28 protein-coding genes are annotated in these 24,817 nt (G+C 56.0%); 18 read left to right on the forward strand and 10 right to left on the reverse strand.

Annotated elements, in window-relative coordinates; all coding sequences use genetic code 11:
* The 12 genes from VGK23_04315 to VGK23_04370 form a co-directional block, all read left to right on the forward strand.
* Positions 1–740: cell division protein FtsZ (locus VGK23_04315; GenBank protein ID HEY3419757.1), on the forward strand; the 740-nt coding region annotated here is incomplete at its 5' end.
* 9 nt (positions 741–749) lie between these two features.
* The gene (locus VGK23_04320) at positions 750–1,082 is read left to right on the forward strand and encodes a hypothetical protein (GenBank protein ID HEY3419758.1); all 333 of its coding nucleotides are present in this window, start codon (positions 750–752) and stop codon (positions 1,080–1,082) included.
* 115 nt (positions 1,083–1,197) lie between these two features.
* A complete protein-coding gene (gene psmA, locus VGK23_04325; GenBank protein ID HEY3419759.1) occupies positions 1,198–1,920 on the forward strand; it encodes an archaeal proteasome endopeptidase complex subunit alpha in 723 nt (240 codons plus the stop codon).
* 11 nt (positions 1,921–1,931) lie between these two features.
* Entirely contained in the window at positions 1,932–2,630 is a 699-nt protein-coding gene (locus tag VGK23_04330) for a ribosome assembly factor SBDS (GenBank protein ID HEY3419760.1), read from the forward strand.
* Positions 2,631–2,697: 67 nt separating this feature from the next.
* Positions 2,698–3,384 (forward strand): exosome complex RNA-binding protein Rrp4, encoded by a 687-nt coding sequence (gene rrp4 / locus VGK23_04335; protein HEY3419761.1) that lies wholly within the window; start codon positions 2,698–2,700, stop codon positions 3,382–3,384.
* Between the two features lie 12 nt (positions 3,385–3,396).
* Positions 3,397–4,176: an exosome complex exonuclease Rrp41 gene (gene rrp41, locus VGK23_04340; GenBank protein HEY3419762.1), complete on the forward strand. Its 780-nt coding sequence runs from the start codon at positions 3,397–3,399 to the stop codon at positions 4,174–4,176.
* Positions 4,177–4,178: 2 nt separating this feature from the next.
* Positions 4,179–4,952 (forward strand): exosome complex protein Rrp42, encoded by a 774-nt coding sequence (gene rrp42, locus VGK23_04345; protein HEY3419763.1) that lies wholly within the window; start codon positions 4,179–4,181, stop codon positions 4,950–4,952.
* Positions 4,953–4,957: 5 nt separating this feature from the next.
* The gene (locus VGK23_04350; GenBank protein ID HEY3419764.1) at positions 4,958–5,245 is read left to right on the forward strand and encodes a 50S ribosomal protein L37ae; all 288 of its coding nucleotides are present in this window, start codon (positions 4,958–4,960) and stop codon (positions 5,243–5,245) included.
* Between the two features lie 22 nt (positions 5,246–5,267).
* Positions 5,268–5,372, forward strand: coding sequence for a DNA-directed RNA polymerase subunit P (locus VGK23_04355; GenBank protein ID HEY3419765.1), 105 nt, complete (start codon positions 5,268–5,270; stop codon positions 5,370–5,372).
* Positions 5,369–5,611 (forward strand): KEOPS complex subunit Pcc1, encoded by a 243-nt coding sequence (locus VGK23_04360; GenBank protein HEY3419766.1) that lies wholly within the window; start codon positions 5,369–5,371, stop codon positions 5,609–5,611. The genes VGK23_04355 and VGK23_04360 overlap by 4 nt, the downstream gene beginning before the upstream one ends.
* 1 nt (position 5,612) lies before the next feature.
* Entirely contained in the window at positions 5,613–5,990 is a 378-nt protein-coding gene (locus tag VGK23_04365; GenBank protein ID HEY3419767.1) for a prefoldin subunit beta, read from the forward strand.
* A 107-nt stretch (positions 5,991–6,097) separates the two neighbouring features.
* Positions 6,098–7,066, forward strand: a complete 969-nt coding sequence (locus VGK23_04370) for a DHH family phosphoesterase (protein ID HEY3419768.1) — start codon at positions 6,098–6,100, stop codon at positions 7,064–7,066.
* Positions 7,067–7,083: 17 nt separating this feature from the next.
* Here the strand turns inward: VGK23_04370 and VGK23_04375 are convergent, their stop codons facing one another.
* Entirely contained in the window at positions 7,084–8,142 is a 1,059-nt protein-coding gene (locus VGK23_04375) for a tyrosine--tRNA ligase (protein ID HEY3419769.1), read from the reverse strand.
* Between the two features lie 515 nt (positions 8,143–8,657).
* On the opposite strand from VGK23_04375, the gene glnA reads away from it, so the two are divergent.
* From glnA to VGK23_04395, 4 genes are all read left to right on the forward strand, one after another.
* On the forward strand, positions 8,658–10,106 hold the full coding sequence (glnA, locus tag VGK23_04380; GenBank protein ID HEY3419770.1) for a type I glutamate--ammonia ligase: 1,449 nt from the start codon (positions 8,658–8,660) through the stop codon (positions 10,104–10,106).
* A gap of 76 nt (positions 10,107–10,182) precedes the next feature.
* Positions 10,183–10,869, forward strand: coding sequence for a hypothetical protein (locus VGK23_04385; GenBank protein HEY3419771.1), 687 nt, complete (start codon positions 10,183–10,185; stop codon positions 10,867–10,869).
* A gap of 6 nt (positions 10,870–10,875) precedes the next feature.
* Positions 10,876–11,937 carry an NAD(P)/FAD-dependent oxidoreductase gene (locus VGK23_04390; protein ID HEY3419772.1) on the forward strand — a complete coding sequence of 354 codons (1,062 nt, stop codon included), beginning with the start codon at positions 10,876–10,878 and terminating at the stop codon, positions 11,935–11,937.
* Position 11,938: 1 nt separating this feature from the next.
* The gene (locus tag VGK23_04395; protein ID HEY3419773.1) at positions 11,939–13,171 is read left to right on the forward strand and encodes an NAD(P)/FAD-dependent oxidoreductase; all 1,233 of its coding nucleotides are present in this window, start codon (positions 11,939–11,941) and stop codon (positions 13,169–13,171) included.
* 30 nt (positions 13,172–13,201) lie between these two features.
* Here the strand turns inward: VGK23_04395 and VGK23_04400 are convergent, their stop codons facing one another.
* The 9 genes from VGK23_04400 to VGK23_04440 all read right to left on the reverse strand — a co-directional run bounded on the left by VGK23_04400 (position 13,202) and on the right by VGK23_04440 (position 22,329).
* Positions 13,202–14,557, reverse strand: coding sequence for an FAD-dependent oxidoreductase (locus VGK23_04400; GenBank protein ID HEY3419774.1), 1,356 nt, complete (start codon positions 14,555–14,557; stop codon positions 13,202–13,204).
* 56 nt (positions 14,558–14,613) lie between these two features.
* On the reverse strand, positions 14,614–16,323 hold the full coding sequence (locus VGK23_04405) for a type II secretion system F family protein (protein ID HEY3419775.1): 1,710 nt from the start codon (positions 16,321–16,323) through the stop codon (positions 14,614–14,616).
* Between the two features lie 8 nt (positions 16,324–16,331).
* On the reverse strand, positions 16,332–17,990 hold the full coding sequence (locus tag VGK23_04410; protein HEY3419776.1) for a type II/IV secretion system ATPase subunit: 1,659 nt from the start codon (positions 17,988–17,990) through the stop codon (positions 16,332–16,334).
* A gap of 103 nt (positions 17,991–18,093) precedes the next feature.
* Positions 18,094–18,822, reverse strand: coding sequence for an ATPase domain-containing protein (locus VGK23_04415; GenBank protein HEY3419777.1), 729 nt, complete (start codon positions 18,820–18,822; stop codon positions 18,094–18,096).
* Positions 18,823–18,866: 44 nt separating this feature from the next.
* The gene (locus tag VGK23_04420; GenBank protein ID HEY3419778.1) at positions 18,867–19,304 is read right to left on the reverse strand and encodes a hypothetical protein; all 438 of its coding nucleotides are present in this window, start codon (positions 19,302–19,304) and stop codon (positions 18,867–18,869) included.
* Between the two features lie 9 nt (positions 19,305–19,313).
* Positions 19,314–19,730, reverse strand: coding sequence for a hypothetical protein (locus VGK23_04425; GenBank protein ID HEY3419779.1), 417 nt, complete (start codon positions 19,728–19,730; stop codon positions 19,314–19,316).
* Between the two features lies 1 nt (position 19,731).
* Entirely contained in the window at positions 19,732–20,541 is an 810-nt protein-coding gene (locus tag VGK23_04430; GenBank protein HEY3419780.1) for a flagella accessory protein C, read from the reverse strand.
* 181 nt (positions 20,542–20,722) lie between these two features.
* Complete coding sequence (locus VGK23_04435) at positions 20,723–21,319, reverse strand: archaellin/type IV pilin N-terminal domain-containing protein (GenBank protein ID HEY3419781.1); 597 nt, start codon at positions 21,317–21,319, stop codon at positions 20,723–20,725.
* Positions 21,320–21,726: 407 nt separating this feature from the next.
* Positions 21,727–22,329, reverse strand: a complete 603-nt coding sequence (locus VGK23_04440) for an archaellin/type IV pilin N-terminal domain-containing protein (protein ID HEY3419782.1) — start codon at positions 22,327–22,329, stop codon at positions 21,727–21,729.
* Between the two features lie 941 nt (positions 22,330–23,270).
* On the opposite strand from VGK23_04440, the gene VGK23_04445 reads away from it, so the two are divergent.
* Together VGK23_04445 and VGK23_04450 are read left to right on the forward strand one after the other, a co-directional pair.
* On the forward strand, positions 23,271–23,882 hold the full coding sequence (locus tag VGK23_04445; GenBank protein ID HEY3419783.1) for a hypothetical protein: 612 nt from the start codon (positions 23,271–23,273) through the stop codon (positions 23,880–23,882).
* Between the two features lie 79 nt (positions 23,883–23,961).
* On the forward strand, positions 23,962–24,792 hold the full coding sequence (locus tag VGK23_04450; GenBank protein ID HEY3419784.1) for a DUF5658 family protein: 831 nt from the start codon (positions 23,962–23,964) through the stop codon (positions 24,790–24,792).
* Positions 24,793–24,817 lie beyond the last annotated feature (25 nt).

Consider the following 24,817-nt stretch of genomic DNA (forward strand, 5'->3'; position numbering starts at 1 on the left):
TCGTGTTCGTCACCGCGGGCATGGGAGGGGGGACAGGCACCGGGTCTGCGCCGGTCGTTGCGGAGATGGCGCGGAGACAGGGAGCGCTTGTGATCGGCATAGTGACCCTCCCGTTCAAGGCCGAGGGCAGGATCCGGATGGAGAACGCCATGAAGGGCCTGAACCGCCTGAGGGAGCACTGCGACACCACCATCGTGGTCCAGAACGACAAACTGCTGGAACTCGTGCCCAGACTGCCCATCGAGGCCGCGTTCAAGGTGGCGGATGAGGTGCTCATGCAGAGCATCAAGGGGATCACCGAAGTGGTCACCAAACCGGCGCTCGTCAACCTTGATTTCAACGATATCCTGACCATAATGAAGAACGGCGGTATCGCCATGATCGGCATCGGCGAGGCTGTCACCGATGACAACGACCGCGTCAACAAGGCGGTGAACGATGCCCTGAGCTCCCCGATGCTGGGAGATGTGGACCTTCATGATGCCAAGGGCGCTATGATCAGGGTCGTGGGCGGGCCGGACATGACCGTGACCGAGGCGGAAAGGGCCGCGGAACTGGTCAGCCAGGCGGTCAATCCGCGGGCCAGGGTCATCTGGGGATGCGCAGTGGAGCCGTCGATGAAAGGGAAGCTCAGCGCCATGGTGATCATAACCGGCCTGAAGCAGAACGCCATTTCCGGAAAGCCAGAACCGGCCAACTGTCCACCTGCGCCGTCCAAGTCGCCGTCCAGGGCCTGGTGAGCAAGGCAGATGGTCGTCAAGGCGAAACGGGGACGCCGTCGGTACATCGCGTTCGAGACAACCGATGTAATCGATGCGGAGACGGTGTCTCGGGAGATCATCTCTAGCGCCGTCCGTTTGGGGGTCAAACCTCCGAAGCTCATCCAATTCGAGGGCAGGCGGGGCATCGTCCGCTCCTTGGAACCGGAGAAGGAGGCGACGTTAGAGCTGTTAAACACGGCCGCCCTGCCGATGAGGACCCTCCGAACCTCGGGCACCCTCAAGACCCTGAGAGAGCGCTATTTCGTTCTGAAGGATGACCTCGGCAAGGCGTCCGAAGGAGGACGGCGGAACCCCCGCTGAGCGGCACATATCGACATTGCCAGCATGCCTCAGGAACAGGTGTGAAACTACCCAACAAATATATAGCCGAGGATAACTTAAGGGAATGTCGTAACGCGTTCGAAGGAGTGATTAGATGCAACCAGGACAAATGGCATACGATCGGGCCATAACTGTGTTTTCGCCGGACGGAAGATTGTTCCAGGTGGAGTACGCTAGGGAGGCGGTCAAGCGCGGGACCACAACCGTCGGTCTGAAATTCAAGGACGGAGTGGTATTGATTGTGGACAAGAGGATAGCCAGCAGGCTCATGGAACCAAAGTCCATCGAAAAGATATTCAAAATAGACCATCACATCGGCTGCGCGACCTCAGGGCTTGTGGCCGACGCTAGGATCCTAGTGGACCAGGCCAGGGTCATCGCCCAGGTGAACAAGATCACCTATGACGAGAACATGGGCGTGGAAGAGCTTGTGAAACGTATCTGCGACTATAAACAGAACTACACCCAGTACGGCGGCGTCAGGCCGTTCGGGACTGCCCTTCTGGTCGCCGGCGTGGACGAGCTCGGTGAGCACCTGTTCGAGACTGACCCGAGCGGAGCGCTAGTTTCCTACAAGGCGGGCAGCATCGGGGCCGGCCGTAACGTCGTGATGGAAGTCTTCGAAGAGCTGTATGCAGAAGGCATGGAGATGGAAGCCGCAGTGGAGTTGGGCCTCAAGGCGCTGAAGAAGGCTACCGAGGAAGAGAAGCTCAACCCGAAGGCCGTGGAGATCGGTATCGTAAGGCGCGGGGAGAACTTCCGCCGCCTGGACGACAACGAAGCAGAGACCTATATCCAAAGGGTCAACGCCGCGTGATCGGTGTCTGGATGGTAGACATCGAGGACGCGATCATCGCGAAGCTGGAATCCCACGGGGAGACCTTTGAGATCCTGATCGACCCGAAGGTGGTCAATCTCCTCAAGGAGGGGAAAGACCCCAACCTAGTCGATTATATGGTCATAGACGAGGTCTTCAAGAATGCCCACAAAGGAACGAAAGCTCCCGAAGAGAAGATCAAGGAGATCTTTGGCACGAACGATGTGGTCGAGGTCGCCAAGCAGATCATACTCAAGGGAGAGATCCAGTTAACCGCCCAACAGCGAAAAGAGATGCTGGAGAACAAGCGGAAGCGGATCGTCTCCGAAATAACCAGGAACGCCATCAACCCCCAGACCGGGGGACCGCACACGGCCGAGCGCATATCCATGGCGATGGATGAGGCCAAAGTGCACATCGACCCCTTCAAACCGGTGGAGCAGCAGATCAACCAAGTGTTAGACAAGCTGAGGCCGCTGATACCGATCCGATTCGAGAAGATCAGGATCGCGGTCAAGCTCTCCGGTGACGAGTATGGCAAATGTTATGATGATATCATCCACTTCGGGAAGATCATCAAGGAAGAATGGGAACCCAACGGTTCCTGGATCGGTGTGGTGGAGATCCCTGCAGGGATGAGGGACGACTTCTACGGGCGTTTGAACGAAAAGACCAAGGGGAACGCGCAGACGAAACAGCTCAAGGGCTGAGCGTTCGTTGCTTCGACGGAAGGGAAGGTTTTTAAACCAATCAGGATTTGCATGAAGATGTGGTCAAATGAATAGAGAAGGTGCAGGTGGAGACCGGGAGATCGTGATCCCCGGAGATCTGCTCGATGCGAGCGGCCTTAAGGCCGGAAGCGGCGCCTATGCCGTGGAGGGCAAAGTGTTCGCCGCTCAGTTGGGCATCAAGAGCGTAAAGTCAAATTTTGTGAATGTCATTCCCCTGGGTGGGAGATACATACCGGCCACTGGCGACAGTGTGATCGGCAAGGTGATCGACATAGGACCGTCGAACTGGCTCATTGATATCAATTCCCCTTACCCGGCCCCGTTGCACGTCAACGAGGTCCCGTGGAGGGTGGAGTTCGGTGACACGTCCAAGTACCTCAACGTAGGCGACACCCTGCTGGCAAAGGTGTTGATGGTGGACGAGACCAAGAGGGTCCAGGTCACGATGAAGGAGCAGGGCCTGCGCAAGCTGTCCGGCGGTCAAGTGATCGATATATCATACACCAAGGTGCCCAGAGTGATCGGGAAGGGAGGCTCCATGATCCAGCTGATCAAGAGCCACACCAACTGCCGCATCTTCATCGGGCAAAACGGAAGGATCTGGCTGGACGGGGAGATCGAGAGCATGGTGACGGCGATCCACGCGATCCGCATGATCGAGGAAGGCGCCCAGCAGTCCAGGCTCACGGAGAAGGTAAAGGAATATCTCGAGTCGATGACGAAATCAAATTGATCTGGTGAACTTATGAGCGGAAATACAGGTGTCAAACTCATTGATGACAATGGGATCAGAATAGACGGAAGGAAGGTGGACGAGCTGCGGCCCATCAAGATTGAGGCCGGCGTCCTAAAGAGCGCGGACGGCTCCGCCTACGTCGAGATCGGCAAGAACAAGGTCCTGGCGGCGGTATACGGCCCCAGGGAGTGCCACCCCCGGCACATGCAGAACCCGGCCAAGGCGATAGTCCAATGCAAATACAACATGATCGCGTTCTCGGTCGGCGACCGCAAGAGGCCGGGACCGGACCGGAGATCAGTCGAGATCTCCAAGATCATATCCGAGGCCTTAGAGTACGTGGTCTTCACCGAAAGCTTCCCCCGGACCTCGGTGGACGTTTACATCGAGGTGCTGCAGGCCAACGCCGGAACGAGATGCGCTGGACTTACCGCGGCCTCGGTCGCATTGGCTGACGCGGGGATCCCGATGAAGGACCTGGTGCCGGCAATCGCCGTCGGCAAGGTCAACGACCAGGTGGTCCTGGACCTGAACAAGGAAGAGGACAACTACGGTCAGGCGGATGTCCCGATCGCCATGATCCCGCGCACCGGAGAGGTTCTCCTGTTGCAGATGGACGGCCACTTGACCGTCGCCGAGTTCAACCAGGCGATGGACTATGCGGTCCCGGCATTGGAACAGGTCTACCAGATGCAGAAGGACGCGTTGCGCCGAAGGTATGCCATCACCGAGACTGCCGAGGAAGCGGCGGCCGAGGAACAGAACCCGTCCGATTCCCAGGAGGCCTAAGGATGGCACGCTCTGTCGTATCTGAGATCAAGAGGGACCACATCCACAAGCTCATCGCCAAGGGCAAGCGGGTGGACGGAAGGGTCTGGGACGAGTTCAGGCAGATCTCCATCGAGACCAACTACATCGAGACCGCCGAGGGTTCGGCCCGGGTCAAGCTGGGCAACACCGACGTGCTGGTCGGGGTCAAGATGGGCATCGGAGCACCGTTCGGGGACACCCCGGACAGGGGAGTGCTCTCCACCAACGCCGAACTGATCCCGATGGGATCACCAAACTTCGAGGCTGGCCCGCCAGACGAGAACTCGATCGAGTTGGCCAGGGTGGTCGACCGCGGTATCCGGGAGTCTGGAATGATCGACCTCGAGAAACTGTGCATCGAGAAGGGCAAGGAATGCTGGATCAACTTCATCGACATCTATGTTCTCGACTATGACGGGAACCTGTTCGACGCAGCAACCCTGGGAGCTGTCGCAGCTCTCAAGACCTGCAAGGTCCCAGCAGCAGAGAATGGCAAGGGCGAGGACTTCATGATGCCGATCAGAACAATGCCCATATCCTGTACGGCCGTACAGATAGAAAACGTTATATTGTTCGATCCGACTCTCGACGAAGAAAAAGTGGCGTCGGCTAGATTGACGGTGACCACTGACGAGAACGGTGACCTCAGGGCCATGCAGAAGGGTCTGCGCGGCGCCTTTACAATGGATCAGGTCAAGAACATAATCGAGACCTCCCAGAGACTAGGCAATGAGCTGAGAAAGCTGGTAGGGTGAAATCGATGGCAAAGAGAACAGAGAAAGCAGGAACCGCCGGAAGGTACGGAGCAAGATGCGGTGTCGTCACCAGGAAGACGACCAGGGACATTGAGGCAATCGAGAGATCGAAGTCCGAGTGCCCCACATGCCACCATATGAATGTCAAGCGGGTATCCACCGGGATCTGGCAATGCCGGCACTGCGACGCCAAGTTCGCGGCCGCCAGCTACACGCCGACCATAAAGAAGATCACCTCAAAGGAGGTGCTGGCCCAGAAGGCTCAGCTCGGCGGAGGCGAACAGCACGTATAAGTGCGGGAACTGCGACAAGCCCATCCGATCGAACGTCAATGCGGTCGGTATGCAGTGCGAAAATTGCGGCTCCAAGATCTTCTACAAGGAACGCCCGAACGTCAAGAAGGTCATAAAGGGAAGATGAGCGGGATGCTCCGGGCCACCCTAAAGGTCCGCACTGGCCACGCCAACACTATCCTGGCATCGATCTCGCCCGAGGCGGGCAGGGAGATACCGAGGACCAAGGTCGCGGCCCATGTGGAACCGGGCCAGGTGGTCCTGAAAGTAGAAGCAACCGATTTGGCCGCCATGAGAGCGGCGCTCAACTCCTACCTCCGATGGATGCAGATCGCGGAGGAGATGAGCATAACATCAGGTGAGTGACATGGACGATATCAGCCCCAAACTCCAGAACCAGATCGCACAATTCCAACAAGTGCAACAGCAGCTCCAGCAGATCCTGAACCAAAAGTTCCGGATGGAATCCCAGCTCAAGGAAATGGACCTCACCATCGACGAGCTAAAGAAGACACCGGAGGACAGCCCTGTCTACAAGAACGTAGGCGCGCTGATGATCAAGGTGTCCGACCGCGAATCCCTGCTGAGGGAGATCGAGGACGACAAGGAGACCTCCGAGGTCCGCGTAAAGTCGCTCGACCGGCAGGAAAAGATGCTCCGCGAAAAGTACCAGCTGATGCAGGAGCAGATATCCAAGGCCATGGGCAGCGGCGCTCGTCCGTCCGAAGGTTCGGACGACAACTGAAACCACATTTTTGGGACCATTGTCCCTTCTTTCATTCTTTTGACGTACATCCATACCATATCCAGAGTTCGAAACATGGAAATATTGACCGCCCATACCATCTGAACATGCTCACGATGATCGCAGAGAGGCTCAAGCAAGGTCGGAAGGTCATCTTGCTTCACGGCAACGCCGACCCGGACGCGCTGGGATGCGGCTACGCGATCGCCAAGGCGTTCCCCGATGCGGACATATGCGCCCCCGGAGGTCTGGACAAGATCTCCAAGGTCATCGCGATGAAGCTCAACCTCAAGGTCCTGGACCGGATGGACATGACCGAATATGACCAGGTGGTCGTGGTGGACACCTCGTCGCCGGACCAGCTTGGAGAGTTCTCTTCGGTGCCAGCCAATGCCATAATCATCGACCATCACGCCCGTTCGGACCGCTGGGGGGACCGGACCTACTATTGCGATGACAAGAAGAAGAGCTGCGCGGAGATCGTATACCAACTGTTGCGGGTAGCCGGGATCGGGATCGAACGGGATGTCGGCCTGGCACTGCTGGCGGGCATGCTGACGGATAGCGGCCATTTCCGATACTCCAATGCGGGCCTGCTGCGTTCATTCGCCGACCTGATGGAAGAGGCCGGTCTGGAGATCGACGAGGTCACCTCGGTGACCGACCTGGAGCCGGACGTTTCCGAGAGGATCTCGCAGCTGAAGGGGGCACAGCGCATCCGCTTCGACCGCGTGGGCGACCGCATCGTGGCCATATCCGTCGGCAGCGCCTATGAGAGCTCGGTGTGCAAGGGCATGCTGGCGATCGGCGCGGACGTGGCGTTCGTGGGTTCCCAGAGGGACCAGAGCTTCCGGTTGTCGGCCCGGGCCAGGCCGGAGATGGTGCGCATGGGGTTCCATCTGGGAAAAGTGCTGGAGAACATCGGCGTGGAAACGTCCAACGATGGGGGCGGCCACGGAGGCGCGGCCGGCCTGGTCGGAGTTGGGGATGTGGAGGCCATCCTGAACATCTGCATGCAACGCGCCATGGACTTTTTGAGAGAAAAGAAACGGAGCAGGGAATCCCTGTCCCCGTGAGCTCTAGACCGCAGAGCTCATCTCATCGACTTGACACTGCTGACGATCTCCCTTATCCGCACCAGGCTCTCGGGCTTCTTCACGAAGTATTCCCTGGTCGGTGCCAGTATGTCCGCCAATGTCTCTGCCACTGCGTTCTTCAGGTCCATCGCATGCAATTTGCCGTTCAGGTAGGCCTGTTCCAAATCTTCGTATGATGCGAAGGAGACATTGCCGCCGAACTTCTCCGGCCGTTTGATGTCTATCCTGTCGACACGCTCGAAGATCACTATCCGGGCGATGGCCAATACCGGATTCCCTTCGGCCTCGGGAGGGCAGAAGGCCTTTCCGATCTTCCTCTTGATGTCCTCCGGTAGGTCGTGGATCAGGATGCCGCTGTCCGGGTCGCTCTTGGACATCTTCGAGGCGAGAGGGTCCATGCGGTTGCCTCCCTTGAGCCCAGGCAGCAACGGGGTATGAACCGCCACCGGTTTCTTCATGCCCATCTTCTCCGCCCCCTCCCTGGCAAGCATATGCACCTTGCGCTGGTCCATGCCCGCGTAGGCGACGTCCACCTTGAGCATGAAGATGTCGGTCGCCTGCAAAAGGGGGTAGATGAACTTGGAGGAATCCAGTTCGGCCTCTTCCTCCGTCCTCCCCATGATGGAGAGGGCCCTCTTGACCCGGGACAGGGAGGCGCTCTTGCCGGTCTTGATCACAACCTCCCAGTAATCAATGTCATCCATTATGTCGGAGGCCAGGACGAACTTCACCTTGTCCCTCGGCACTCCCAGCGCTTCGAAGCAATCCTTCATGTATTCTGCGCAATCCCTGATGTTCTGTATATCCCCGCCGAGCTTGTCATTGATGTAGGCATGCCAATCGGCAAAGAATATGATGAACTCGAAACCGGCATCGATGAAGTTCCTCACCTTCTGGGTGACGACCATCCATCCGATGTGCACCAGACCGGAAGGCTCGAAGCCGACATAGCCCCGGGGAGCGGCCTTGGAGGATAGCAGTGCCATCAGCTCTTCCGACGTGATGATCTCCTCGGTGTTCCTGGCGATCAGCTTGAAACGCTCATCTGGTTGCATATTATCACGGCCAAATCGGCGGACGATTATTAAGCATTATTTGGCATCGGTCGGGAATGCGGATCATGAGAACGGATGTTATTTCACGCCCCATCCGATGTTAACGATAATAAGCAGTGCTGTCTAGTGGATGGATTCTTATCAGAATCAGACGGGCCAGACCTTCCGTTCATTTAGCTCAGAAATGCGCTATCATGCCCTGCCAGATGCGACGAACTAACGGTTCATGATGAAAGGTGCATCTGACGAGCATATCAGGTTTTTCCGAGATATTTGTCGAATTTCAAAGACTTTAATTATTAGTTTGTCTATAGACTGCCGCCTTGATAGCCAAGAGCATGAACAATAAACGAACAGTGCTACCCGGTATGCGGGATCCTGTTCATTTTGTTCCAGCTCCGGGGCAAATGACAATGATGGCCTGAAAGGTCGCGGAATTCGTCCGGCACCATGTCAGGCCGCGCACATCTTCGGACCCAAGGGAAAAGGCAACCAGCTAGAAGGTGAGGTAACAAATGTCGCCAGCAGTGAAGAAGGAAAAGGTGAAAACGGGCAAGAGGGAAGAATCGATCGAGATGGCCCAGTCTGGAAAGGTAAAGATGGTCGATTTCAAGTTCATCGACCTGCCGGGCATGTGGCAACACGTATCGATCCCCGCTAGCCAATTGAAGGACCAGTTCGAAGAGGGACACGGCTTCGATGCATCTAGCATCCGTGGATTCGCGCACATACATGAGAGCGACATGCTGCTCATGCCGGACCCGGAGACCGCCGTTGTTGACCCGGTCTGCAAGATCCCCACCCTGAGCATCATCTGCGATGTAGCAGAACCGCTCTCGGGAGAGAGATACAGGCGTGACCCAAGGTACATCGCTCAGAAGGCAGAGGCCTTTGTCAAATCATCTGGCATCGCCGATGCCGCGTATTTCGGACCGGAATTGGAGTTCTTCATCTTCGACTCCGTCGCCTTTGACCAGAACCAGCACTCTGGGTACTATTTCATCGATTCCGAAGAGGGCGTCTGGAACTCGGGTAACATGGACGGCCCGAACATCGCCCACCGGCCGAGGAACAAGGAAGGTTACTTCCCGGTCCCGCCGACCGACTCGCTGCAAGACCTGAGGTCTGAAATGGTCCTCAAGCTCATGGAGACCGGTATCGAGTGCGAGATCCACCACCACGAGGTCGCCACTGCCGGACAGGGAGAGATCGGAATGAAGTTCAGCACCCTGACCACCATGGCGGACAAGGTCATGATGTACAAGTACATCCTGAAGAACGTGGCACACGAGCATGGCAAGACATGCACCTTCATGCCGAAGCCGCTGTTCGGCGACAACGGTACCGGCATGCACGTGCACCAGTCCCTGGGTAAGAAGGGTGAGAACCTGTTCTACGATGCCAAGGGTTACGCCCAGCTCTCGCAGACCGCCATGTACTACATCGGCGGACTGCTGGCCCACTCAGCAGCATTGTTGGCACTGACGTCCCCGTCGACCAACTCGTACCGCAGGCTGGTACCGGGATTCGAAGCGCCGGTGAACCTGGTGTACTCGGCAAGGAACAGGAGCGCGGCAATACGTGTGCCGGTCTGCCAGAAGTCACCAAGGGCCAAGAGGATCGAGTACCGGCCCCCAGATGCCTCCAGCAACCCTTACCTAGCGTTCTCTGCCATGCTCATGGCCGGTCTGGACGGCATAAAGAGGAAGATCGACCCGGGCGAGCCCCACGACATGGACCTGTTCGAGCTCTCCAAGGAGGAGGCCAAGGGCATCAAGACCGTGCCGGGCAGCCTGGAAATGGCGCTCAACAACCTCGAGGCGGACCACGACTTCCTGCTGCGCGGAGATGTGTTCACCAAGGACATGGTCGAGACCTGGCTCGACTACAAGAGGACCAAGGAGAACGACGCCATACGCCTCAGGCCGCACCCGTACGAGTACTTCCTGTACTACGACTGTTAGTGACGACCAGCGGGTCCAAACCACTTCCCTTTTCTCCTTTTTGTTCCACCGCTTTCACAAAACCATAATACCGATATTGGCGATACACCTCCGTCCGGTCGGCGTGATCAAAATGGATGGACTTGGATATCCCGCGAACCGCAGCCATGCATTGGCATACCTTTTGGCCACCATTCTCTGCCTGGCCCTGGCGCTAGTCATCGTCCTTATGTCCCCGCCTTTCGACCCGAGATTGCTGCTGGTGGCCCTTTCCTTCCCGATATTGGGCGGATTGATCAAGTTCGGCGACCAGTCCTATGATTCGGAAAGGTTCAGCAAGCGGGCCTCACTGGCATTGGCCCTGCCCGGCGGACTCCTTATGGGCTCCCTGATCCTGTGGGATAAGAGTTCCGCCACCATCTTCATAGGGATGCTGATGGCATTGCTCATAACGGCGAAGTATGACAACCTGGCCTTTCAACTGGGATTCGCCGTGACCTCCATCTTCGCGCTGGTCTCTTTCATCAACTTCCCGAACAACGTCGACCTGGTGGGGGCAGGCATGATCTTCCTAAGCGCGTTTGCCGATGAGGTGGCGAGCGACAACGCCGACAGGTCAAGGTCAGGTTCGAGCCTCGGGCGCCTGATGAAGGAGAGGCCGTTCATGAAAGTGGCGGTGCTCGTCCTTTGTGCCGTCGGGATTATCAACTCCTTCGCATATCTCTTTGCGTTCTTGGCATTCGACCTGGCCTATTCGTTCGTGGAAAGGATCCCTGCGGAGTGATAGTAATTGGAAGGATTTCACACGGTTATAGTGGGGGCCGGCCCTGCCGGTTCCTCGGTGGCCTCCTGGCTCCGCCCGAGTCTGAAGGGAGATCATCAGATCCTGATGCTGGAACGTCTTCCGGAGTCCAAGTTCGACCGGTATCACCGTATGTGCGGCGAGGGCATCAGCCATGCCGGCCTCAGGGAGGCGGGATGCCTGGACCGCAGGTTCATCGTCGATACCATCACCAAGGCGGTGGAACACTGGCCGGAGGATATCGTTATCGAGACCCGGCTCAGGGGATACATCATCGACCGGGCCCGGGTCCTAAGGGAATTGAGGGAGAGGTTCACCGACCAGGGAGGATTGGTATCGGTCGACACGGTCGACTCGATCAGGAAAAATGGATCGGAGTTCGTCCTAGGGCTGACATCAGGCCAGGAGATGAAATGCAAGTACCTGGTCGGAGCCGACGGCGCCCAGTCGCGGGTCCGCACTGAACTGTTCCGGGACCAGGAGGTCACCAAGATCTGGGCGGTGCAGGCGGTCCTGGACGAGCGGCCGGAGAGGATGACGATCCATTTCCATTACGATCACCGATATGGGGGCGGCTACCGATGGGTGTTTCCCAATGGCAACACCAGCCGCATAGGGTTCCCCCGGGGGACGGACAAGATCCCGGAAAACGCACTGGAGGTGCACCAGCGTGCCATCCCGATCGGGAGGATGGACAGGATCGTCTCGGGCAACGCATGCATCGTTGGAGATGCTGCCGCCATGGCCAATCCAGTGTCCTTCGGAGGGATCAGGACCGCCCTGATCTCCGGCAGGATGGCGGCAATGGCCATCGCCAAGGAGGACCTGGGACAGTACCAGGTCTCCTGGAAACGTTCCGGTTTCGCCGACCCCGTCTTCATGGAAGGCTACCGTGCCCTGGCGGCAATGTCGAACGAGGAAATGGCCAGATCGATCCGCCCCTACAAGGGCGGGGTGACGGCGTTCAATCATGCCAAGGCCATCCTAAAGTATCCTGAGTTCCGAGTGCTCTACCGTTCATACGGTCTTTCTCTAAGGTACGGGTGGTAATGTGGAAGTCAAGAAATGCGATGTTCTGGTGGTCGGTTCAGGACCGGCCGGTAGCGGGGCAGGAAGAGCGGCCGCCGAGAGCGGGGCCAAGACGATCGTCATCGATCGGAAGAAGGAGATAGGCACTCCGGTCCAATGCGGCGAGGTCATCGGACGGTCGGTCCTGGCCATGACCGATATAAGGATACCCAGGTATGCCAGGTGCTGTGAGCAGGAATTCACCAGGTTCATAGTCGACCGCACCGTCCAGATCGATAATCACGAGGATTACTGGAGGAGCCTGACCGTGGAAAGGAAGCTTTTCGACAAGTACCTGGCGGAGAAGGCGGCCCGGGGAGGGGCCTCGGTACAATCCGACGCCCGCCTGCTGGACATCGAGACCGAAGGGGAGGGCATCGCTTCCTGCAGCCTGATGGTCCGGGGGGAGAAGGTCGCTGTCGAACCGAAGATCGTGATCGCGGCCGACGGTGTCCATTCCTCGGTGGGCAAACTGATGGGGAAGGAGCTTTTCCCTTCCGGATCGGTGGCCAGGGGCGTCGAGTATGAGATGGTGTCCAAAAAGAGGCTGCCTCCCTGCATGCAGATCTTCATCGAGCCGGAGATCGGCCTCGGCTATGGCTGGATCATACCCAAGGGCTCCCATCGGGCGAACGTTGGGCTGGGCTTCGTGGGAGGGACCGAGTCGAGAAAGGACGTCCTCACCGACTGGATCGTTTCGAACCCGATCGTGGCCCAATACTTCGATCCCGAGAAGATACTCGAGGTGAAGACAGGCGATGCCCCGGTGCCAGGATTCCTTGGCGGACCGTCGTCCGGCAACGTCCTTTTTGCTGGTGACGCGGCCGGTCAGACATTGGCGTTCGTAGGGGAGGGCATCATGCCGTCCTACATATGCGGGACCGTGGCAGGCCGGGTGGCGGCCGCTGCCGTCAATGACCGGGCTGCGCTTGACCGGTACGACACCGAGATCAAAGCGGTCCTGGGAGAGGAGCTGGAAAAGGGTGCCGAACTGAGGGACCTGCTGTTCACGATCTGGACCGAGAGCGACATGAACAACGTCCAACGCGCCGTGGTCAGCGCCTTCATCATGAACGAGATGATCTCGTTGAACGACCTGGAATCGATAGAGAGATTGGCGAACGAAGGAGGACCGGCGGTGGCCAGGGAGATACGCCTGCGCGGCCGCGCCGCCCATAAACGGATCAAGGCCTCCTCTCTGCCGAATCCCCGCTGAGTTAATTTTTCCGGGCCTGCGGGATATCCGTCAGTTCCCGGACAATCTCTTCATCAGCAACTCCGCGGCCTCGTTCACCACGTCCTTCACCATCGAGGTGGGCGGACAGTACGCGTTCTCGAACGCGTTGACGAACTCCTCGGCGCTGACGCCCTTGTATATCGCGGCGGTCAGCCAGTTGATGCGTCCGGTGACCTCCTCTCCGCCGACCATCTGGGCTCCGATGATGTGGTGGCTGTCCCGGTCCGCTAGCATCTTCACCGCAAGCGGCTTGCCGCCAGGGTAATAGCGTGCCCTGGTCGAGCCCTCCGCCACCGCTTCCACGACGTTCAATCCGTAGTAATCGGCCAGGCCTTTGGAGAGACCGGTGCCGCCCACTTGGATGTCGCCGATGACGCTAATGAAGGGAGAGAGCACCCCGGGCATGGTGGCGTATCCTCCGGCGGCGTTGATCCCTGCGACCCTGCCCTGACGGACGGCTGCGGAACCCAGCTGGTTCATCGTCGGCCCGGGAGCGGCGGCGCTCTCGCATTGCACCACGTCCCCCGCCAGGAAGACGTCCTTGACCAGCCGTCCTTTCTTGTATGGCTGCATCGTCGGACTCACCCGGACAGCGCCCAGCGGACCTACCTCAAGACCCATCATGTTCGGGATCTCCAGATTGGCCCGGACCCCGGTGGCCATGATGACCATTTGGCATGGAAGCTCCAGGTTGCCGACGACCACCTTCTCGACCTTGCCATCGCCTTTGATGGAACCCATCGGTGTCCCCATCACGAAGATGATGCCCAAAGACTCGCAATGCTTCTGGACGCGCTTGGCCATGTCCGAGTCCATGATGCGGGGGACGACCTGGTTGAACATCTCCACCACGGCGACGTCCTTGCCGAGCCGCTTCATCGCCACCGCCATTTCCAGACCGATTACGCCGGCGCCGGCGACCACGACCTGGCGGACACCTTTCAGCGCGTTCTTTATGGCCATCCCGTCCGCGATGTTCCTTACCGGGAAGACCCCAGGTAGCTTCACTCCTTCCACGGGCGGCAGGAAAACGGTCCCGCCTACGCTGAGGACGAGCGAATCATATGGATGCACGGTGCCATTGGCCGCCGTGACCGTCTTCTTGTCCATATCGACCCCCGTCACCTTCGTCTTGGTCAGGACGGTGATGTTCCTTTCCTTGGCATAGAACTCTGGAGTATGCATCACGATCGAACCGAAATCCTCGATCTTGCCTTCGATGACGAATGGTATGGCGCAGGGAGAGTAGGATATGTGCTCCTCCTCGGTGAAGACTGTGATCTCTGCATCCCCAGCGCTGCGTGCGGCGGATGCCGCTTTCATTCCGGCGGCCCCCGATCCGATGACGATGACCCTCTTTGCCATGTCGTTCCTCAGGCTGGCTAATCCGAAGGCAGGCATATTAAGTCTTCTAGTCAGGGTCAGCCGAGCAGACCCTTCAACATGATGTCCACCACGAATGCGGAGACCGACCCTATCCATAGCAAAGCGATGAAGTGTATCCCAGCGCCGGCGATGTGACCTCCGCGAAGCATGGGCAGCATCAGGGACGAGAAGAACGCGTGGATGAAGATGATCGAGAACACCATCAGCTTCAGCGGGCCCACGTCGAAATGGGAATTGAAAAGGGTGTTGAGGAAGCTGGCACCCCCCAGGTCCACCCCTTCCAGGGACAGCCCCTGGATGGTGTTGGACATGTACTCGGAGATGCCCACAGTGATGTACAGCGTGAAGGCCAGCGATATCATTATACCGTACAGGACGCCCAGATAGCCAGAGGCCACTATCTGCCGCTTCTTACGGATGGCCAGGACCTTGAACATGTTGGCGCTGATGAACATGCTGGTCACCTCGGACTTGGCGCCGCTGAGCACGCACTGGGTGTAGACGTTGTTGAATTTCCTGATCAGGTTGCTGGACGATTCGGCGGAGAAATGCCTCCAGGCGTCGGTGGTGTTGATGTTCAGCGCCAGCCGCTTGGAAAGGTTCTTGACCATGGACGTCAGCGGACCGAACTTGTGCATGGCCAGTTTCCGGACCGCTTCTCCCATGGTCTGTCCGCTGACGGACGAGGCCCGGCCCAATGACCGGATGAACGCCCCGTAGATATTGTCCCGCTTGACGATGTTGCGTTCCTCCCGGGTGATAAGGATGCCCGGGATCAGGAAGGGGAGGCACACCGACGACGCATAGAGGCCCAGGGGCAGGTTCAAGGGCAACAGGAGGAAGGTCAGCATCCCGGTCCCAATGATGGAAATGACCACCGACAGCATCATTATGCGGTCGTTGTCCTTCGTCAGCCTGTCCTTCTTCTTCTGTCGCCAGCCATACCAGACATCGTCCTTGGGAAGCTTCGTCTGGATGAAGTAGACGAACATGCCCTCCATGACGGCGAAGCCCATCACGATCCCTGCCAGCAGGGTATCGACACTGCCCTGGCCGAGCAAAGGGACTATGGAGATGAAAACGCAGGCGAAGATGAGGGAGGTGACTATGCCGGTGAACAGCTCCTTGACGAAGTCCAGGTCCTTCAGGCTGGCATCCGCCTTCAGGGTATATTCGTCCATGATCACTTCGTGCTCGTTCTTCAGGAAACGGTCGAGCTTTTCCCCCACCTCCATCGAGTGGGAGAGCCGGCTGAAGAAATCGGCCTCGACCGGGGAAGGGGTACGGGCAGCGACGAATCTGCACGCATCCCCGGCCGCCACGTGATAGAACCGGATGAGCCGGTATATCCGCTTCGAATCCTCGGCCAATTGCCCGTATTCGGCCTTCTGCGACATGACGTAGAAGATCTTGTCGATGGGCATTTCCGATGTGGAAAGGGCTGCCAGCTCCGTCACGAACAACGGCATGTTCCGCTCCGCCCTTATCTTGCTCTTGGACGAGGCCATGATGGGTATCATGGCCACGGCGAAGATGGCGAAGATGGGGAGGGCGTAAAGAACGATCCCATACGAGGGGTCCATTATCTGGTTGAAGAATTGGGGGATGATGAAGTTGGAAAGGATCGTCGGCACTACCAGTCCGAAGACGACGATGGAAATGATGACCAGCCTGAAGTAGGTCTTGGGCTTCATCTTCATGTCCCGGAAGCCCTGTGTCAATTTCTTGCTCTTCAGCAGGACCATGCACAGCCTCAGTAGTTGAAGGGGAGCGAGTTCTCTCCCTTCTCGTAGTAGTCGCTCAGGACCTTGACCACTTCCTTGTAGCCGGTGATGTTCAGTTCCACCATCTTCGCGATGATCCTTTCCCTCTTCCTCAGTTCGATGTAGATGTCCTTCTTATCGGAGTAACCGTGCTCAGCGGCCACCCGGTTCTCCAGGATGAAGCTGTTGTTGTTGCCCCTGAAGTACAGGTGGTCAGTGGCCGAGTCCCATTTGAAGACGGTCCTGGTGAGCATGCCGCCCGCCTCCTTGTCGAATCCCATCATCTCCTCGACGGCCGTGACCCTCCTCAGGTACCGCCTGTTGACGTTGACCGCGGACTGGAACACCAGCACATTGCAGTTGTCGATGAAGGACATGGGTATGTTCACCGGTTGGCCGGTCATACGCTGGATGAACTTGGTCGAGTTCGAAGCGTGGAAGGTGGCCAGCACCGGAATGCCGGTCTGCATGCATTGGAAGGCGACCCTCGCCTCCTCACCCCTGATCTCACCGACGATGATGTAGTCAGGCCTGGACCTCAACGCGGCCCTGAGCAGGTCGAACATGGTGACCCTGGACTCTTCCGGGCCGGCCTCCCTCGTGACGCAGCGCTGCCAGGCCTTGTGAGGAGGCTTTACCTCGGGCGTGTCTTCGACGGAGTAGATCTTGCCGCGATGGTCGATGAAGGTCATGATGGCGTTGATCGTGGACGTCTTACCGGACGCCGTCTCACCGCAGATGATGATGTTCATCTTGTTCTCCAGGCAGATCCAGAGATAGGCGGCCAGTTCGGGGCTGAAGGATCCGAACTTGATCAGCTGGATTGGGGAGATCGGCTCCGCGGTGAATTTCCTGATGGTGCAGGACGAACCCCTGGCGCTCACATCGGTCGAATAGATCATGTTGATACGGCTACCGTCTGGCAGCGTACCGTCGACGACCGGGTGGGAGTTGCTTACCGGCTTCCCCATCCTCTCGGACATGGAGATGAAGAAGTCGTTGAGGCTGACCTCGTCCTCGAACCGGACGTTCGTTTCCAGGGCGAACTGGAAGGCCTTGTGCGAGACCCGGACCCGGCCGGTGCCTATCAGATGCACATCTTCTATGTACTGGTCGAGGATAAGCGGTTCAAGAGGGCCGTACCCGATGATGTCCCGGCGGATGTAGTACTTCATCAGGTCGTGCTCCTCTTCCGTCACCGTTATCTTCTCCCCGCTTCCGAACAGGCCCCCCATGCTGCTCTTGCCAGACGTTTCGTCGCCTACCACGACGGACTGCTCGAAAAGCTTGTTGAGGATCCTTTCCTGGTCTTCCACGGTCTCGGATGATTCCTCGTTCGAGGCCTTTTCCAGGATGAAATCCTTGATCGCGCGGAGACGGTCCTTTTGTTCATCGTCCAGCTTCTGTTCGATGTTCACGTAGGCGTTCTTTCTGGCATTGATGTGGACGAAACCCTGTCCAACACGGTAGATGACGTTGGCCGATTCGATATCGTTGATGGCTGCAGAACGGATGTCGCCAAGCTCTTTGACGGTCAGGTTCTCATAAAAATGCGGCATCTTGGAGGTTTCTTTCTTAAGCTCCGCTATGTAACGCCGCAGGTACGGGCTCTTCGCCATTGCCTTTGCCAGGCCGTCTTCTTCAACCATTATTCATCCGCCGTGATAGCTCGCAGGCCGATCGTCACCGGCAAGCGGGCATTTTAACAGGTTTTTTGTCCGATCAATCAGGGTTCTTGTGGTCTTCTGCCTCTTATCCCGAAACCTCCGTGATCTCAATGATCATGCCGATCTTAGGCTCGATCCTGAACCGGATGATCTCGGTCACAGTCTTCCTGGCACGCATGAAGCGTTTCACGTTGATGACCCGGTTTATGCCTTGGCCGGTCGCCTTCATGGTCAGGGTCATATACACGTCAGTGGACAGCCTGAGCGTGTCCACTCCCGGAGTGTTCGCTTCGACGGTCATGATGACCGACTTCCCCAGCTTGTTCATTTTCTTGAGGAAGGCCATCAGCTTGACCGCACTGTTCTCGTCCAACCGGTTCTGGGTCAGGGTGGAGAGGGAATCGATGATGAGAACATCGTGAGTGTACAGGGCCGGGGACGTGGTCAGCTTCTCGATGAAATCGGCCCTGGTCACGGTGTTCCCGATCAATGGATAGACCGGGAAAAAGGTGAGGGCCCCGTTCTGCAGGTACTTGCTCACCTTGTAATCGAGGGACCACATCTGGTCGATGAATCCCTTTATGGTCTGTTCAGTGGAGACATAGGTGGCAGAATGACCGTTGAACAGGAATCCGTAGCACATGCGCTGGCACAGAACGCTCCGTCCGGAGCCGATCTCACCTTCCAAGAGCATGTTGGTGCCGCGGGGGATCCACTTGCCCAGCTTATCGGCGAGCTCGTCCTGTTTCAGCGCGATGCTGAAAAGATCCTTATCTATGGATTCGCTGGCTGGAGCCCTAGTGTCGCCGCTCATCGATGATCATCCGCCTCTCCATGTTGAGCCAGATCTAGCAAATACTAGATCCGGAACCCCATGGAGTCCGAAATCCCATTAGATACGACTACCTTAGCAGTATGGTCACCGTTCGCAAGAATGATATTCAGATGTATCTCGAGGACGAGGCCAGGAACCCACTGGACCGATCCTCCCATGATGGTCCATGAGCTGCTGTTCTGGTCCTTGCCGTCGATCAGGACAAGAAGATCGGTTGGGAGCAGAATATTGGAGCCAGTATTCTTCACATATATCGTAAGAGTGGAATTATCGTATGGCATGTACCCAGGGTCATTGATGATCTTGATGCTGGTGTCCAGCTTGTCGGAGAAGTTCACGGCCCTCTTCTCGACGGCCGTGGCCATGTTGTTGGATAGTCCTATGAAGACCCCTGAGAGTGCCCCGGCCACGACAATGGCCGCCACGAAGAAGATGACCTGAGTGGTACCTGAGTCTGACATTCGATCACCTCAACTGTACGCTACCGTGCCAAATTCGGTGACCAGTTCGACATGCGCGCCGGTGATGTTGGCATCGGAAGATATGACCAATGATTCGCTTGGAAGCCAGATCCTTGAGCCGGGATGCTGGTCGATGATCAATTGGGTAATGGACGAAGTGGAGATGGTTCCGTTTATCAAGAGGTCCAGCTTGGCCGGGTCCAGAGTTGTGCTGCCAATGTTGGAGACGGTGATGGTACCGTTCGGTGCATCTACTGAGGTGATCTCTATGCTCGTTCCCTGGACGTCCAGAGCGCGGAAGTAATTGTCTTCCTGGGCTGCTTGGATCTTGTCCTGGTACATATTGATGGAGCCGAACATGGCCCCGAATACAATAAGGAAAGAGCTGAAGAGAATGGCGGACGCAGCCGAAACGCTAAGTCCCATCCTACTTCACGCCCATCCGTTTGTACTCCGCCATCCACCGCTCTAATGAGGCGTATTCCTCTTCCGGTACCATCTGGCCCTTCAGCTTCATGGCGTATATCTGCTCCAGTTGATGCTCCACAAGTTTGTGGACCTGATTTATGGAGTAGAAATCCACCACGACGTTCAAGGACGGTTCCGGAATTGGGTCTGGCGCCTTCTCGATCGGTGCGGGCTTGTCGAAGACCTGAGGTTTTGTCGGCTTCGTCACTTTGGTGATCTTCACTTTCTCGACGAGCTGGGCGACATCGTCCTCATCGTTCTCAGGCTTCAGAATCTTGTCCATAGGTTCCGCCTCGATGTAATCGGGTATTTTCGCTGATTTCCCCAGAACCGGTGTCTTGCCTTGGTCCAGATCGAGATCCAGGTCTAGGTCGTCAAGGTTGAGCTCTTCCGCTATGTCCTTGGACACCGGTTCGCTCACCTTCGCCTTTTCCGTTACGTTCTCAGCCTTCCTTGGGCTGGGCATCTCCGAATCGACGAACGGGTTATACTCCCGGCTGACCGCCTCATAGACGCACAGCAGGTTCTTGATGGAGTCGTTGATCCCATCGATCTCCGACCTGATCTTGTCCACATCACCTTTTAGCGCCTTGTTTCCCAAGCCCATTGTCTCAAGCTGGTTCTTTATGTCGGTGACGGTTCCATCGATCGTGTCGATCCTCTTGTTGTCGCTCTTTGGAGCCAATCCCGCCAGTGGACTATCGTCTAGGGTCATTTTCGACCCGCCAAGAGCCCCTCCGATGTCTGTGCCCTTCAATCCCAACTTCATTGCATCTTCATCGAGATCGAGGTCTAGATCCTCGACCTGGCTGGATAGATCTTCTCCACCTCCCTTTTTGTTCTTCCTGAAAGTAAAAACTGCCAGGAAAGGAAAAAGGGAAGGTAGAGGAGCTGTCGGACGGTGTATTGCCGTGGTATCATCTCCTCTGTTGGTTTATTGCTCCATGTCCTTACTTCAGGTTCACGTATGCCGTGCTGTAGTAGGACGGGGTCACGAAGCTGATCAAGGTTGCCGATCCGTATGCCGGAACGATCTTGACGGTTGCAGCCTCGGTGTATCCCAGAGACAGGCCGGTGATGGCCACGGTGATGAGGTCTCCCTGCTGGACGACGTGGTTGCCCGATATCCAGGTGGCGACCATTCCGGTGCTGTTTGCGCCGTAGGTCTGGTCCTTGGTGGCGTTCTCCGTGCCCTGGATGAAGTTCAGCATCTTGTTGGTGTTGCCGCTGATGTACTGGATCGAAACGAGGTCCATGTTGACCGACGGGCTACCAGCCTGCAGCCTTACCTGGATGGTCAGGTCGGTGATGTTCTTGTACTTGTTTGTGGTGGTGTCGACAGTGCCGGTAACATCCTGGACCACGAATCCGGAAGCGACGTTGTTGATTGCCTGGTCGCCGGTGTTCTGGGCCTGTTCCCTAACCTTGTTCGCTGTGCTGATCAAAACGGACGCAGCGACCGCGGCTACGAGCACCATTGCGATGAAGATGATCATCGTTCCGACGCCCATCTCTGCGCGCTTGTCCTTCTTCCATGACGTTCTCATTTTCATAATTTTCTATCTCCTTTTATTAAGCGTCCCGGTTTGCACCGGGCTGACATCGCTTACCACCCAGATTGGATTTCGTGCTAGTATGTTCTAGCATTCGGTTCCATCAGGCAGATACGAAGAAAACCTATTGGAGATAGATAAACATAGGAGAATTGGGAATCAAATACGATAACCATGACGAGGAAAAAATTGTGCAGCCAGTCCATGAAGAATCGTATCCATGACTGTCCTTTCATATCACTCGGATGATGTTGCTGGTCCCTGATCCATCGACAGAAACAGCCCACGCCCGAGAGATCCGCGTCAGATGTTCTGACTATCGTCCATTCACATTGCCATTAAGAAAATAAAAGGGAAAGTGAAGGGCCACATGGGCCACTTCTTGTTTTACTAGGGACCCGTTACTTCAGGTTCACGTATGCCGTGTTGTAGAAGGACGGGGTCACGAAGCTGATCAAGTTCGACGATCCGTATGCCGGAACGATCTTGATGGTCGCAGCTGACGAATATCCCAGGGTCAGGCCGGTGATGGCCACGGTGACGAGGTCTCCCTGCTGGACGACGTGGTTACCGGTGATCCAGGTATCGGCCGGTCCGGTGCTGTTTGCGCCATAGCTGACACCCTTGGATGCGTTCTCGGTGCCCTGCACGAAGGTCAGCATCTTGTTGGTGCTGCCGCTGATAAACTGGATCGAAACGAGGTCCATGTTGACCGACGGGCTACCAGCTTGCAGCCTTACCTGGATGGTCAGGTCGGTGATGTTCTTGTACTTGTTAACGGAGGTATCGACAGTGCCGGTAACATCCTGGACTACGAATCCGGAAGCGACGTTGTTGATTGCCTGGTCGCCGGTGTTCTGGGCCTGTTCCCTAACCTTATTTGCAGTACTGATTAATACGGACGCCGCGACCGCGGCGACGAGCACCATTGCGATGAAGATGATCATCGTTCCAACGCCCATCTCTGCGCGCTTGTCCTTCTTCCAAGAAGTTCTCATTTTCATATTTTCTATCTCCTTATACTTGCAAGCGTCCCGGTCATCGCCGGGTGACATCGCTTGTTGCTAGACGATGAGATAACTTGCACCTCATTTCAGTCAGGCAATTGAATTGAAAAACACAATCAATGTTAATAAATCCCAAATAACTTAGTATCATTCTCAATACCGATAACAAAGTCGAAAATGAGATCGTTACGGTTGTCTGGCTATTCCAAGGATGTCGTTTCAATTCATGATTAGTACGTGAATTTGGTGAATAGTCATGAACAATGATTGAAGGAACATATGCCGATTTTGACTGCTATGTTCATTCAATAGATCGGGCAAATTTATGAATCGACGATCGTAAACCGTATCTACATTCTTCTACAAATCGAGGATGTGGGACGATCGAAAATGATTGAGGATCTTAAAATGAGAAGTCGTTGGCATCTTGGCCATCATAGGGTTGTTATTGGTAGCTCAAAATAATACAGATCCTGATTCCAGGCCTATCATGGCACATTAAAATCATCCCCTAACAAGATCTGCAGCCAGGGCCAACGTTTGACCCTCATCCATTCATTCAGACCGTACTGTGACCAATGGAATAGGCCGAAAACCACAGGTGCGTGACGTATTCAATAGTTAGTAGAAGAGCAGGTCCCCGGTTTGACCTATTCCTGTATCAGTAGGATTCTAATCATCGATTCGAAATGAAATTGATTCACTGTCGTTAAGATTCGATCCTCAAGGCAACTTGTCGGATTTCTTATAACAAACTTCAATCGATATTCGTTATATTGTCAATTATTATTCAACATAATATATTTTCAATTTAGCATACTGGCTAATCGAAAAAATGATTATCCGATTTGATTTTTTTGGGTTACGATTTATATAGAAATGTTCCCCATTTTTGAAATCACAATCCAATTGACTATGGATGATATGAGCTGATAAACATGAAAAGCATAAAAAAGAATGGGGCAAAGAGGAACCCGATTTTGGCCCTGGCGATCCTTGGATTGCTGGTAGGCGCAGGAGCAACGGGAGCACTTGCAGCAGGACTGATCCCTAACCTGGACAGTGGCGTCACTGGTTCGGTCAAAGCGGATGTAACGGATTCACCATTGCTTACCTTGACCGGTTTCGGCGGACTGGGAACCACAGCCCAATACCAGAGCTCGGGGGCTGATAGGAATGTTGTCAAGTTCTCCGGAGGAGTCAGCATCCTTGCACCGGGCAATGCGACCTTCAACATGACCGTTAAGGTGAACCGGGTGGCAGACACATATGCCAACGGCGTTCTCGTCAAGATGACCGGCCTTAACGATCATACACTGGTCAGCCTCAACGGATCAGCCACCAACCCACCACTGGGCACAGTGGCTCCGAGCATCGTGAGGATAGCCAATGGAGAATGGGTAGTCAGCAACGCTGGCGCCATCGCCGATACCGATGCGTTCGCTTTGACCTTCATGGTCTACGTGAGCCAGGCCAACACCGGTGATGCAGCAGCCTTCGACAATCTCTGGGACTTCTCGTTCTCGGAAATCAACACGTACGAAGCATAAGCAAACCCTAGCGCAACAGGGCGGGGGAAACCCCGCCTTCTTAATTCTTTTATGAAGATAATTCAATCATGTGGTCACAATGGCGTGTCTGAAGGATGAGGTAAAACGAACTTCCAGCAGGAGCAGGATATTCGTTTATGAAGATGATCTTCAGTTCCTCGATCCAGACGATCGCGAGCGTGATCTGGAGAAGATCCTGGACTATAGCAGGGATGCCTTCCTGACCACGTCCAGCAGATTGACCGAGCTAGGCCTCAAGGTAGTCGATAGCCCCCTTGAAGCAGATAAGATCGTGGTCGGGGCGCCTAAGGACCTGGAAAACGGGAGGAAGGTCGTACCGCTGTCAATAAGCACTGACCTGTATTCGAAGATCCAGGAGAGGCGGGGGGAGCTTTGGGTCGCCGATTTCTTGGACATCGTGATAGGCTACCGTAAAGATATGGCGAAACTCGAAGAACAGTACGGGGGACACCGTTCGAAGCCGCGAAATGAAAGGAGCGGGATTTCCCAATACGATTCTGACGACGAAGAGGAAGAGGAGGACGAATACTCCGAAAACGAACCGGTCTCGGTCGGCTTTCTCGGAATGAAGGTTGATTTTGATAAGACCTCCAGGATACTATGGATACTCGGCATGGCCCTGTTCGGTGTAGGGGACACGGCCACCACCTACTGGTCTTTGATGAAAGGAAATGTGGAAACGAATCCTATTCTGGCATTTCTAATAGGAATGAACCCTCTGGTAATGATCTCGTTCAAGATCGCGATCATTTGCGGATTCTACATATTCTACTACATCATGAAGAACCGGCATGGAAAAGATGCCAATCTGTTGTGGATCCCTGCCATCATGATCATCTTGGGTGGCTACCTTACCATAAACAACTATCTGGTCATCATTAGGACCTGAACCTAAAGGTTATGTGCGGCCGCTG

This window comes from Methanomassiliicoccales archaeon, from assembly GCA_036504055.1.
In the GTDB taxonomy this organism is placed as follows: Archaea; Thermoplasmatota; Thermoplasmata; order Methanomassiliicoccales; family UBA472; genus DASXVU01.

Excerpts from the sequence above, each read along its gene's own strand:
- rrp42 (HEY3419763.1), top strand. The coding sequence starts at position 4,179 with ATGGCACGCTCTGTCGTATCTGAGATCAAGAGGGACCACATCCACAAG.
- VGK23_04430 (HEY3419780.1), bottom strand. The coding sequence starts at position 20,541 with ATGAAGTTGGGATTGAAGGGCACAGACATCGGAGGGGCTCTTGGCGGG.
- VGK23_04415 (HEY3419777.1), bottom strand. The coding sequence starts at position 18,822 with ATGAGCGGCGACACTAGGGCTCCAGCCAGCGAATCCATAGATAAGGAT.
- VGK23_04425 (HEY3419779.1), bottom strand. The coding sequence starts at position 19,730 with ATGGGACTTAGCGTTTCGGCTGCGTCCGCCATTCTCTTCAGCTCTTTC.
- rrp41 (HEY3419762.1), top strand. The coding sequence starts at position 3,397 with ATGAGCGGAAATACAGGTGTCAAACTCATTGATGACAATGGGATCAGA.
- VGK23_04365 (HEY3419767.1), top strand. The coding sequence starts at position 5,613 with ATGGACGATATCAGCCCCAAACTCCAGAACCAGATCGCACAATTCCAA.
- VGK23_04445 (HEY3419783.1), top strand. The coding sequence starts at position 23,271 with ATGAAAAGCATAAAAAAGAATGGGGCAAAGAGGAACCCGATTTTGGCC.
- VGK23_04375 (HEY3419769.1), bottom strand. The coding sequence starts at position 8,142 with ATGCAACCAGATGAGCGTTTCAAGCTGATCGCCAGGAACACCGAGGAG.
- rrp4 (HEY3419761.1), top strand. The coding sequence starts at position 2,698 with ATGAATAGAGAAGGTGCAGGTGGAGACCGGGAGATCGTGATCCCCGGA.
- VGK23_04320 (HEY3419758.1), top strand. The coding sequence starts at position 750 with ATGGTCGTCAAGGCGAAACGGGGACGCCGTCGGTACATCGCGTTCGAG.
- VGK23_04450 (HEY3419784.1), top strand. The coding sequence starts at position 23,962 with ATGGCGTGTCTGAAGGATGAGGTAAAACGAACTTCCAGCAGGAGCAGG.
- VGK23_04330 (HEY3419760.1), top strand. The coding sequence starts at position 1,932 with ATGGTAGACATCGAGGACGCGATCATCGCGAAGCTGGAATCCCACGGG.
- VGK23_04420 (HEY3419778.1), bottom strand. The coding sequence starts at position 19,304 with ATGTCAGACTCAGGTACCACTCAGGTCATCTTCTTCGTGGCGGCCATT.
- VGK23_04435 (HEY3419781.1), bottom strand. The coding sequence starts at position 21,319 with ATGAGAACGTCATGGAAGAAGGACAAGCGCGCAGAGATGGGCGTCGGA.
- VGK23_04400 (HEY3419774.1), bottom strand. The coding sequence starts at position 14,557 with ATGGCAAAGAGGGTCATCGTCATCGGATCGGGGGCCGCCGGAATGAAA.
- psmA (HEY3419759.1), top strand. The coding sequence starts at position 1,198 with ATGCAACCAGGACAAATGGCATACGATCGGGCCATAACTGTGTTTTCG.
- VGK23_04410 (HEY3419776.1), bottom strand. The coding sequence starts at position 17,990 with ATGGTTGAAGAAGACGGCCTGGCAAAGGCAATGGCGAAGAGCCCGTAC.
- VGK23_04350 (HEY3419764.1), top strand. The coding sequence starts at position 4,958 with ATGGCAAAGAGAACAGAGAAAGCAGGAACCGCCGGAAGGTACGGAGCA.
- glnA (HEY3419770.1), top strand. The coding sequence starts at position 8,658 with ATGTCGCCAGCAGTGAAGAAGGAAAAGGTGAAAACGGGCAAGAGGGAA.
- VGK23_04370 (HEY3419768.1), top strand. The coding sequence starts at position 6,098 with ATGCTCACGATGATCGCAGAGAGGCTCAAGCAAGGTCGGAAGGTCATC.
- VGK23_04360 (HEY3419766.1), top strand. The coding sequence starts at position 5,369 with ATGAGCGGGATGCTCCGGGCCACCCTAAAGGTCCGCACTGGCCACGCC.
- VGK23_04440 (HEY3419782.1), bottom strand. The coding sequence starts at position 22,329 with ATGAAAATGAGAACTTCTTGGAAGAAGGACAAGCGCGCAGAGATGGGC.
- VGK23_04405 (HEY3419775.1), bottom strand. The coding sequence starts at position 16,323 with ATGGTCCTGCTGAAGAGCAAGAAATTGACACAGGGCTTCCGGGACATG.